The sequence below is a fragment of the Streptomyces seoulensis genome, assembly GCF_022846655.1.
In the GTDB taxonomy this organism is placed as follows: Bacteria; Actinomycetota; Actinomycetes; order Streptomycetales; family Streptomycetaceae; genus Streptomyces.
Map to the genome: position 1 here is coordinate 1,769,255 of NZ_AP025667.1, position 10,591 is coordinate 1,779,845.

The window sequence follows — 10,591 nt, forward strand, 5'->3', positions numbered from 1 at the left end:
GGCACCGGCGTTTCGCGTGTCCTTGGGGCGCTCTTGACTCGATCATGCAGTGACATGAGCCTGGCAACCTGTTCGCCGCTGTGGCGGACCACCGCGAGGGGGGTTCATGAGACACGGAGCGAGACCCGGGGCCAGGGCGGTCCTCGCCGTCGGGGCGCTGCTGGCCGGAGCGGCCTGCCTCACGCCCGTCGCCCAGGCGCGGGACGCGACGCCCGCCGCCGGCGGTGACGAGGTCAAGGTCTTCCGGGCCGAGGTGACCCGCGCCCAGGTGCCCCTGCTCCTTAGGGCCGGGCAGGACGCCCACGAGCTGGGCGAGCGGGTGGCCGCACGCGGCCGGACCGCCGTCGAGGTCTACCTCACCGACCGGCAGGCCCGCCGCCTGGGTGAGCAGGGTGTCCGCCTCACCGAGAGCACCCTGCCGACCGGCGCCGAGAAGCGCGTCAGGGCCGCGGCCCAGGGCGTGTTCCGCCCGTACAGCGGCAGCGGCGGGCTCAGGGAGGAGCTGGTGCGCACCGCGCGGGAGAACCCCGGCCTCGCCAAGGTCGAGTCCATCGGCCGCACGGTGGGCGGCCAGGACATCCTCGCGCTCAAGGTCACCAGGAACGCCCGGACCTCGAAGGACGGCTCCCGGCCCGCCGTGCTGTACATGTCCAACCAGCACGCGCGCGAGTGGATCACCCCGGAGATGACCCGGCGCCTGATGCACCACTACCTGGACAACTACCGCTCGGACAGACGGATCAGGAAGCTCGTCGACACGACCGAGCTGTGGTTCGTGCTGTCCGCCAACCCCGACGGCTACGACTACACCTTCAAGGACTCCGGCACCCGGCTGTGGCGGAAGAACCTGCGCGACGTCAACGGCGACGGCGTCATCGGCACCGGCGACGGCGTCGACCTCAACCGCAACTTCGGCTACAAGTGGGGCTACGACGACGAGGGTTCGTCCCCCAACCCCGCGAGCGAGACCTACCGCGGCCCGAGCGCGGGCTCCGAGCCCGAGACGCGGGCGCTGGACGCGCTGGAGAAGCGCGTCGGGTTCGCGTACGGCATCAACTACCACTCCGCCGCCGAGCTCCTCCTCTACGGCGTGGGCTGGCAGGTCGCCACCGACACCCCCGACGACGTCCTCTACAAGGCGCTGGCCGGAACGCCCGACAATCCGGCGATCCCCGGTTACCGTTCCCAGGTCTCCTCGGAGCTGTACACCACCAACGGCGAGGCCGACGGACAGGCCGCCAACGTCAACGGCATGGCGATGTTCACCCCCGAGATGTCCACCTGCGAGAGCGCCGCGGAGTCCGACCCGGACGACTCCTGGAACCCCGACGACTGCCGCTCGGTCTTCACCTTCCCGGACGACGAGAAGCTGATCCAGCGGGAGTTCGAGAAGAACGTGCCGTTCGCGCTGTCCGTGGCCGAGACCGCCGCCCACCCCGACCGGCCCGTCTCCTCGGTCGGTCTGAGCGCCCCCGACTTCACCCCGGCCGCCTTCACCACCTCCTACGCGCGGGGTACCGGGCAGCAGGTCTCCGTCGTCGCCCGCAAGGCGGTCCGGGACAAGCGGCTGGTGTACCGCGTCAACGGCGGACGCCCGCACGAGCGGACCCTGCGCCCCTGGAAGGGCGGCGAGAACTACGGCGGCGACGACAACCTCCACTTCGACCAGTACCGCGCCGAGGTGCCCGGCGGCAGGCCCGGCGACCGGGTCGAGGTGTGGTCCACCGGAACCGGCCGCGACGGACGCGGGACGGCCGGCCCGCACTTCACCTACACCGTCGCCGACCGTGCCGCCGCCGACACCCTCGTCGTCGCCGAGGAGGGCGCGCCCGCGACCCGGGCCCGCGCCTACGCCGACGCCCTGAAGGCTGCCGGACGAAGGCCCCTGGTGTGGGACACCGCCCGGCGCGGCGCCCCCGACGCCCTCGGCGTACTCGGCCACTTCCGCACCGTCGTGCACTACTCCGGCCCCGACGGCCCCGGCAACGCCACCCAGCTCCAGCTCCGCGCGTACCTCAACGAGGGCGGCAGGCTGATCGAGGCCGGCGAGCAGGCCGGAGGCGACGTGGACCTCGGCGGCGGCAACCTCTCCGACGACTTCAGCCAGTACTACCTGGGCGCCTACAGCCGGACCTCCACCACGGGCGTCACCGGCGTCACCGGCACCGGCGCGCTGAACGGCGCCACGGCCGCGCTCGGGGACGCGCCCGGCGACCCGCTCGACGCGGCCGGTGCCTACGGGGTCACCTCGGACGAGCTGCCCGCCGACCGGTACCCGCGGTTCCGCAGCGCGGGCGCGGGCCGCTTCGCCGGTGCCGTCAACCCGTACGGGCCGTACGCGGGCTCGTACATGGCCGCCGCCGTGCACACCGACGACTCCTACAAGCGCCTCACCCGCACCGTCGACCTCACCGGTGTCACCGCCGCCGACCGGCCCGCGTTCGGCACCCGGCTGCTGTGGGACACCGAGCGCGGCTACGACCACGCGGTGGTGGAGGTCCACACCGTGGGCGCCGAGGACTGGACGACCCTGCCGGAGGCGGGCGGTGCCACCACCGACGCCGTGCCCGCCGAGTGCGGGGCCGGGTTCCTGGTCGAGGAGCACCCCTGGCTCCGGCACTACCTGACGCTGTCGGGCAACTCCTGCGCGGCCACCGGCACCACGGGCCGCTGGCACAGCCTCACCGGCCGGTCGGCGGGCTGGCAGCGGGTGGACTTCGACCTGAGCGCCTACGCGGGCAGGACGGTCGAGGTGTCCCTCTCCTACATCACCGACCCCGGAACCGGCGGCCACGGCGTACTCGCCGACGACGCCTCGCTCGTCACCGGCGGCACCGCGAAGGAGACGGAAGGGTTCGAGACCTCCCTCGGCCCCTGGCGCGCCGCCGGACCCCCGGCCGGCAGCCCCGCGGTGCTGAAGGACTGGACCCGGACCGGGGCCCTCTTCCAGACCTACGGAGCCGTCACCACCGACGACACCGTGCTGCTCGGATTCGGCCTGGATCAGGTGGTGTCGGGGTCCGAGCGGACCGCCCTCGTCCGCAAGGCGCTGGCCGCGCTCGACAGGTGAGCGAGACCCCCTCTCAACGGTGCGCGCGGCGGCCCCGCATCAGGTGAGCCAACCCGCTCACGAACGAGTGAAAAGCGCGTCGGCGGTGCCCGTCATTCCATGACAAATAGGAGTGAATCCACCGCCGTTCCGGGGCGGTCCGTACCCTACTGACGGGTACGGAACGCCTGCCCGTGTATGCGCCATCTCGATGTCACCCCAGGGGCTGCGGAGGGGTAGGGTCGTGGGTGGTCGGGGACATCCCAAATACAGCTCGCCGGCACCGCATAGCCGGCGTACCAACGAGGAGATCGGTTCGTGACGATCCGCGTAGGCATCAACGGCTTCGGCCGCATCGGGCGTAACTACTTCCGCGCTCTGCTGGAGCAGGGTGCGGACATCGAGGTTGTGGCTGTCAACGACCTGGGTGACACCGCGACCACGGCGCACCTGCTCAAGTACGACACGATCCTGGGCCGCCTCAAGGCCGAGGTCACCCACACCGCCGACACCATCACGGTCGACGGCCACACCATCAAGGTGCTCTCCGAGCGCAACCCCGCCGACATCCCGTGGGGCGAGCTGGGCGTCGACATCGTCATCGAGTCGACCGGCATCTTCACCAAGCGTGACGACGCCGCCAAGCACCTGGCCGGCGGCGCCAAGAAGGTCCTCATCTCGGCTCCGGCCAAGGATGAGGACATCACCATCGTGATGGGCGTCAACCAGGACAAGTACGACCCGGCGAAGGACCACGTCATCTCCAACGCCTCGTGCACCACCAACTGTGTGGCGCCGATGGCGAAGGTCCTGGACGAGAACTTCGGCATCGTCAGCGGTCTGATGACCACGGTGCACGCGTACACCAACGACCAGCGCATCCTTGACTTCCCGCACAAGGACCTGCGTCGTGCCCGCGCCGCCGCCGAGAACATCATCCCGACCACGACCGGTGCCGCCAAGGCCACCGCGCTGGTCCTGCCGCAGCTCAAGGGCAAGCTGGACGGCATCGCCATGCGCGTCCCGGTCCCGACCGGCTCGGCCACCGACCTGGTCGTGGAGCTGCAGCGCGAGGTCACCAAGGACGAGGTCAACGCCGCGTTCAAGAAGGCCTCCGAGGACGGCTCCCTGAAGGGCTTCCTGTCCTACACCGAGGACGAGATCGTGTCCTCCGACATCGTCGGCGACCCGGCCTCCTGCACCTTCGACTCGTCCCTGACCATGGTCCAGGACGGCAACACGGTGAAGATCCTCGGCTGGTACGACAACGAGTGGGGCTACTCCAACCGCCTCGTGGACCTGACGGTCTTCGTCGGCGAGCAGCTCTGATCCACCGGATCGGACACAGCAGGACCTTGAAGTGAGAGCAGGGCTCGGGCAGCGCACGGCCGCGCTGTCCGGGCCCTGTCTCACGCACGGACCACGCCCTCTTACGATCAGGGGCACCACGAGCCCTCTCCAGGAGTCCACTCAATGAAGACGATCGACGAACTTCTCGCCGACGGCGTGAGCGGCAGGCGGGTCTTCGTCCGCGCCGACCTCAACGTGCCGCTGGCCGACGGGACCATCACCGACGACGGCCGCATCCGTGCCGTCGTGCCCACCATCAAGGCCCTCGCGGACGCGGGCGCCGAGGTGGTCGTCGCCTCCCACCTGGGCCGTCCCAAGGGCGCCCCGGACCCGGCCTTCTCGCTGCTGCCCGTCGCCGAGCGCCTCGCCGAACTCCTCGGTACGCCGGTCGCCTTCGCCGAGGACACCGTCGGCCCCGCCGCCCACGCGGCCGTCGACGGCCTGGAGCCCGGCCAGGTCGCGGTCATCGAGAACCTGCGCTTCAACCCCGGCGAGACCTCCAAGGACGACACCGAGCGCGGCGAGTTCGCCGACCGGCTGGCCGCCCTCGCCGACGTGTACGTGGGTGACGGCTTCGGCGCCGTGCACCGGGGGCACGCCTCCGTCTACGACCTCCCGGCCCGGCTGCCGCACTACGCCGGCTACCTGATCGCGCGCGAGGTCGGCGTCCTGAAGAAGCTCACCGACGACGTCAAGCGCCCCTACGTCGTCGTGCTCGGCGGTGCCAAGGTCTCCGACAAGCTCGCCGTCATCGACGAGCTGCTCGGCAAGGCCGACCGCCTGCTCATCGGCGGCGGCATGGCCTACACCTTCCTCAAGGCGCAGGGCCACGAGGTCGGCATCTCCCTCCTCCAGGAGGACCAGATCCCGGTCGTCAAGGAGTACATGGAGCGCGCCGAGAAGAGCGGCGTGGAGCTGGTCCTGCCCGTCGACGTCCTGGTCTCCCCGGAGTTCCCGGACCTGAAGACCAAGGCCCCCTCCCGGCACACCGTGGTCGACGCGGACAAGATCCCCGCCGACCAGGAGGGTCTCGACATCGGCCCGAAGACCCGCGAGCTGTACGCCTCGAAGCTCGCCGACGCCGAGACCGTCTTCTGGAACGGTCCGATGGGCGTCTTCGAGCACCCCGACTACGCCGAGGGCACCAAGGCGGTCGCCCAGGCCCTGGTCGACTCCGACGGCTTCACCGTCGTCGGCGGCGGCGACTCCGCCGCCGCGGTGCGTACGCTCGGTTTCGACGAGAACGCATTCGGCCACATCTCGACCGGCGGCGGCGCCTCCCTCGAATATCTCGAGGGCAAGACGCTCCCCGGCCTCGCCGCACTGGAGGACTGACCCCGCATGACCACTCGCACGCCGATCATGGCGGGCAACTGGAAGATGAACCTCAACCACCTCGAGGCCATCGCGCACGTCCAGAAGCTCGCCTTCGCCCTGGCCGACAAGGACTACGACGCCGTCGAGGTCGCCGTCCTGCCGCCCTTCACCGACCTGCGGTCCGTGCAGACCCTGGTCGACGGCGACAAGCTCAAGATCAAGTACGGCGCCCAGGACATCTCCCAGCACGACTCCGGTGCCTACACCGGCGAGATCTCCGGCCCGATGCTGGCCAAGCTGAAGTGCGCCTACGTGCTCGCCGGCCACTCCGAGCGCCGTCAGTACCACCACGAGACCGACGACGTGGTCAACGCCAAGGTCAAGGCCGCCTTCAAGAACGGCATCACCCCGATCCTGTGCGTCGGCGAGGAGCTGGACGTCCGCGAGGCCGGGAACCACGTCGACCACACCCTCGCCCAGGTCGAGGGCGGTCTGAAGGACGTCCCGGCCGAGCAGGCCGAGACCGTCGTGATCGCCTACGAGCCCGTGTGGGCCATCGGCACCGGCAAGGTCTGCGGTTCCGAGGACGCGCAGGAGGTCTGCGGCGCGATCCGGGGCAAGCTCGCGGAGCTGTACTCAGGGGACGTCGCCGACAAGATCCGCATCCAGTACGGCGGCTCGGTGAAGTCCGGCAACGTCGCCGAGATCATGGCCAAGCCGGACATCGACGGCGCCCTGGTGGGCGGCGCGTCGCTGGACACCGACGAGTTCGTCAAGATCGTGCGGTTCCGCGATCAGTGATGACGGCCGCGAGTAGGCGGTAGCGGCGATACGTCGTACTCTTGCGGGGGCATGGCCTGGTGTCGTGCCCCCGTCGTCCGTTTCCGAATCCGTCCATCCGAATCCGAGGAAGTTGGTCCAGCCGTGGTTTTGGGGTTCTCGATCGCCCTGATCGTCTTCAGCCTGCTGCTGATGCTGCTGGTGCTGATGCACAAGGGGAAGGGCGGCGGCCTCTCCGACATGTTCGGTGGTGGCATGCAGTCCTCCGTGGGCGGCTCCTCGGTCGCCGAGCGCAACCTCGACCGCATCACGGTCGTGATCGCCGTGCTCTGGTTCGCCTCCATCATCGTGCTCGGCCTGCTCATGAAGTCGAGCGGCTGACCGGTACCGAGGCCGGGGCGCGCGTACAGCCGCGGTGCCCCGCACGTCCCACAAGTACATAGATTCCACACGTAAGGCCCCATGTTCGGTACGCGCTCACGAGCGCGGCCTATCATGGGGCTTGCGTCTGGTCGGGGGCGTTACCTCCCATCACTGGACGTGCGTTGGGCCTTACGTAGACTGAGGCGCTCGCGGCGAAGCGATAGGCCGACCTGCTTCGCGGCACCATCACGCAGGGAGTTACGACCGTGGCAAGTGGCAACGCGATCCGGGGAAGCCGGGTCGGTGCGGGGCCGATGGGCGAGGCCGAGCGCGGCGAGTCCGCACCGCGTCTGCGCATCTCCTTCTGGTGCTCCAACGGGCACGAGACCCAGCCGAGCTTCGCCAGCGACGCGCAGGTCCCCGACACCTGGGACTGCCCGCGCTGCGGCTTCCCGGCCGGTCAGGACCGGGACAACCCGCCGGACCCGCCGCGCACCGAGCCCTACAAGACGCACCTCGCCTATGTGCGTGAGCGGCGCAGCGACGCGGACGGCGAGGCGATCCTCGCCGAGGCGCTCGCCAAACTGCGGGGCGAGATCTAGGAATTGACACCGGCCGGGACCCCAGAGGGGATGCCCGGCCGGAGCTGTCCCGTCCCCTGTCCGGCCCTCGTTGTCAGTGGTGCCCCCTACCGTGGGTGAGGTCACTGCGACTCAGGGGGAACGGACATGACGACGGCTCAGGCGGCTCAGGCGGTGCCGACGACGCCCGCCTGGCGCGGGGGGTTCGGACGGCTGTGGACGGCCGCCGTCCTCTCCCGCTTCGGCGACGCGCTGCGCACGGCCGCGCTGCCCCTGCTCGCCGTGCGGCTCACCGATGACCCGCTCGCCGTCGCCGCGGTGACCGCCTGCGGCTATGTGCCCTGGCTGCTGTTCGGACTGCTGGGCGGAGCCCTGGCCGACCGTGTGGACCAACGGCGCGCCATGTGGGCCGTGGACGTGGCGCGCGGGCTGCTCGTCGCCGCCTTCGCCCTCGCGGTGGCCCTCGGACATGCCTCGATCCCGCTGCTGATCGCGCTCGCCTTCTCCCTCACCGCACTCCAGACCCTGTTCGACAACGCCGCCACCGCCCTGCTGCCCTCCGTGGTCCGCCCGGAGTCCCTGGGCAGTGCCAACGCCCGCCTGATGACCGGTCAGCAAGTCGCCGGGGGCCTGCTCGGCGGCCCCCTAGTGCCGCTGCTGCTGACGGCCGGGGCCTTCCTTCCCTACGCGGCCGACGCCGTCACCTACCTCCTGGGCGCCGCCCTCGTGGCCTCCCTGCGCGTCGAGACGCCGTCACGCGAACCGCGCCCGGCCGGTGCCACCTTGCGCGCCGACATAGGAGATGGCCTGCGCGCCCTGTGGCGGGACCGGGTGCTCCGCGCCGTCTGCGGGGCAACCCTGCTGTGCAACATCGGCATGGGCGCCCTGATCGCCACCCTCGTCCTGCACGTCACCGGCTGGCTGCACGCGGGCACCACCGGATACGCGGCGGCCATGACCGCCTACTCGGTCGGCAGCATCGCCGGCGGCTTCCTGGCCCAGCGTGCGGCGCGCCGCCTCGGCCGGGTACGGGCCCTGCTGCTGGGCGGCACGGTGCAGACCGGCGCGCTGCTCCTGATGGGCTCCGTGCGGGAGTTGACGGCGCTGGTCGCCGGGATGCTGCTGCTCGGCGCGATGGGCATGGTGTGGAACGTCAACCAGGTGACGCTGATGCAGCAGCGGGCCCCCGCCGCCATGACCGGCCGCGTCTCGGCCGCCTTCCGCACCGCCTCGACCGCCGGTGCCCCGCTCGGCGCCCTGCTGGGCGGCATCGCCGCCCGCACCCTCGGCCTCGGCGCGCCCGCCCTGCTCACGGCCGCGCTCTTCGCACTGGCGGTGCTCTCGCTGATACCGGCGCGCGCGGCGGACGTATCCAAGGACGCGGCCCAGGACGGTGTCACCACCGGTCCGGGTCCGGGGTGATCAATTAGGTTGGTCCCGCCGCGGCGGGCACACGTGGCAGGACAGGCGCAGCAGGAGAGGAAGGCGGAAGCCGGAGATGAACGCAGAAGGCCGTACAGCACTCAACCGGACGCCCGAGTGGGCCGCTCTCGAGGGGCACCGCGAGGGATTCGGCGGAACGAGCCTGCGGGAGCTCTTCGCCGCCGACCCCGAGCGCGGGCGGACGTACACGGTCCAGGTCGGGGACCTCTACATCGACTACAGCAAGCAGCTCGTGGACGACGAGGCGCTGCGACTGCTGCGTGAACTGGCCGTCGCCACGGATGTGTTCGGTCAGCGGGATGCGATGTTCCGTGGTGACCGGATCAACTCGACCGAGGACCGGGCCGTGCTGCACACCGCGCTGCGTGCCCCGCGGGATGCGGTGGTGGAGGTCGACGGGGAGAACGTCGTCCCCGCCGTGCACGCGGTGCTGGACAAGATGGCCGGTTTCGCCGAGCGGGTCCGCTCGGGTGAGTGGACCGGTCACACCGGCAAGCGGATCAAGAACATCGTCAACATCGGTATCGGCGGCTCCGACCTGGGTCCGGCGATGGCGTTCGAGGCGCTGCGTCCCTTCACCGACCGTGACCTGACCGTCCGGTTCGTCTCGAACGTGGACGGCGCGGACCTCCACGAGGCGATCCGCGATCTGGACCCGGCGGAGACGCTGTTCATCGTGGCGTCGAAGACGTTCACGACGATCGAGACGATCACCAACGCCACGTCGGCCCGCAAGTGGCTGCTGGACGTCCTCGGTGACGACAAGGCGGTCGCGAAGCACTTCGTGGCGCTGTCGACGAACGCGGAGAAGGTCACCGGGTTCGGTATCGACGTGGACAACATGTTCGAGTTCTGGGACTGGGTCGGGGGCCGGTACTCCTTCGACTCGGCGATCGGCCTGTCGCTGATGATCGCCATCGGCCCGGACCGCTTCCGGGAGCTGCTGGACGGTTTCCACACCGTCGACGAGCACTTCCGCACCGCTCCGGCGGAGGACAACGCCCCGCTGCTGCTGGGCCTGCTGGGGATCTGGTACGGCAACTTCTTCGACGCCCAGTCCCACGCGGTCCTGCCGTACAGCCACTACCTGTCGAAGTTCACGGCGTATCTGCAGCAGTTGGACATGGAGTCCAACGGCAAGTCCGTGCAGCGTGACGGCAGCCCGGTGGAGTGGCAGACCGGCCCGGTGGTGTGGGGCACGCCCGGTACCAACGGGCAGCACGCCTACTACCAGTTGATCCATCAGGGCACCAAGCTCATCCCGGCCGACTTCATCGGCTTCGCCCGCCCCGTGGACGAACTGAGCGACGAACTCAAGGCTCAGCACGACCTGTTGATGGCCAACTTCTTCGCCCAGACCCAGGCCCTCGCCTTCGGCAAGACCGCCGAGGAGGTCCGCGAGGAGGGAGTGCCGGAGGAACTGGTCCCGCACAAGACCTTCCAGGGCGACCGGCCGACGACCACCATCTTGGCGCCCGAGCTGACCCCGTCCGTGCTGGGCCAACTGATCGCGCTCTACGAGCAGAAGGTGTTCGTCCAGGGCGCCGTCTGGAACATCGACTCCTTCGACCAGTGGGGCGTCGAGCTGGGCAAGGTCCTGGCCAAGCGCATCGAACCCGCCCTCACCGAAGGCGCCGACGTGCCCGGCCTCGACCCGTCGACGCGGGCGCTGGTCGCCGAGTACCGGGAGATGGGCGGCTGATCCGGC

8 protein-coding genes are annotated in these 10,591 nt (G+C 70.3%); all 8 read left to right on the top strand.

What is annotated here, in order from left to right; all coding sequences use genetic code 11:
• The first annotated feature begins 106 nt into the window (after positions 1 to 106).
• The 8 genes from HEK131_RS08115 to pgi all read left to right on the top strand — a co-directional run bounded on the left by HEK131_RS08115 (position 107) and on the right by pgi (position 10,585).
• Positions 107 to 3,070: a M14 family metallopeptidase gene (locus HEK131_RS08115; protein ID WP_244334225.1), complete on the top strand. Its 2,964-nt coding sequence runs from the start codon at positions 107 to 109 to the stop codon at positions 3,068 to 3,070.
• Between the two features lie 297 nt (positions 3,071 to 3,367).
• Complete coding sequence (gap, locus tag HEK131_RS08120) at positions 3,368 to 4,378, top strand: type I glyceraldehyde-3-phosphate dehydrogenase (RefSeq protein WP_217463809.1); 1,011 nt, start codon at positions 3,368 to 3,370, stop codon at positions 4,376 to 4,378.
• A gap of 144 nt (positions 4,379 to 4,522) precedes the next feature.
• Positions 4,523 to 5,734 (top strand): phosphoglycerate kinase, encoded by a 1,212-nt coding sequence (locus HEK131_RS08125; protein ID WP_217463810.1) that lies wholly within the window; start codon positions 4,523 to 4,525, stop codon positions 5,732 to 5,734.
• Between the two features lie 6 nt (positions 5,735 to 5,740).
• Positions 5,741 to 6,517: a triose-phosphate isomerase gene (gene tpiA / locus HEK131_RS08130; protein ID WP_217463811.1), complete on the top strand. Its 777-nt coding sequence runs from the start codon at positions 5,741 to 5,743 to the stop codon at positions 6,515 to 6,517.
• 123 nt (positions 6,518 to 6,640) lie between these two features.
• On the top strand, positions 6,641 to 6,877 hold the full coding sequence (gene secG, locus HEK131_RS08135) for a preprotein translocase subunit SecG (RefSeq protein ID WP_030809737.1): 237 nt from the start codon (positions 6,641 to 6,643) through the stop codon (positions 6,875 to 6,877).
• A gap of 248 nt (positions 6,878 to 7,125) precedes the next feature.
• Entirely contained in the window at positions 7,126 to 7,461 is a 336-nt protein-coding gene (locus tag HEK131_RS08140; RefSeq protein WP_003957010.1) for an RNA polymerase-binding protein RbpA, read from the top strand.
• Between the two features lie 126 nt (positions 7,462 to 7,587).
• Complete coding sequence (locus tag HEK131_RS08145) at positions 7,588 to 8,862, top strand: MFS transporter (protein ID WP_244334226.1); 1,275 nt, start codon at positions 7,588 to 7,590, stop codon at positions 8,860 to 8,862.
• A 76-nt stretch (positions 8,863 to 8,938) separates the two neighbouring features.
• On the top strand, positions 8,939 to 10,585 hold the full coding sequence (gene pgi, locus HEK131_RS08150) for a glucose-6-phosphate isomerase (protein WP_244334227.1): 1,647 nt from the start codon (positions 8,939 to 8,941) through the stop codon (positions 10,583 to 10,585).
• Positions 10,586 to 10,591: the final 6 nt, after the last annotated feature.

What these genes read in the sequence shown, in the direction of transcription:
- HEK131_RS08115 (WP_244334225.1), top strand. Translation starts at nt 107, where the DNA reads ATGAGACACGGAGCGAGACCCGGGGCCAGGGCGGTCCTCGCCGTCGGG.
- HEK131_RS08125 (WP_217463810.1), top strand. Translation starts at nt 4,523, where the DNA reads ATGAAGACGATCGACGAACTTCTCGCCGACGGCGTGAGCGGCAGGCGG.
- tpiA (WP_217463811.1), top strand. Translation starts at nt 5,741, where the DNA reads ATGACCACTCGCACGCCGATCATGGCGGGCAACTGGAAGATGAACCTC.
- HEK131_RS08145 (WP_244334226.1), top strand. Translation starts at nt 7,588, where the DNA reads ATGACGACGGCTCAGGCGGCTCAGGCGGTGCCGACGACGCCCGCCTGG.
- pgi (WP_244334227.1), top strand. Translation starts at nt 8,939, where the DNA reads ATGAACGCAGAAGGCCGTACAGCACTCAACCGGACGCCCGAGTGGGCC.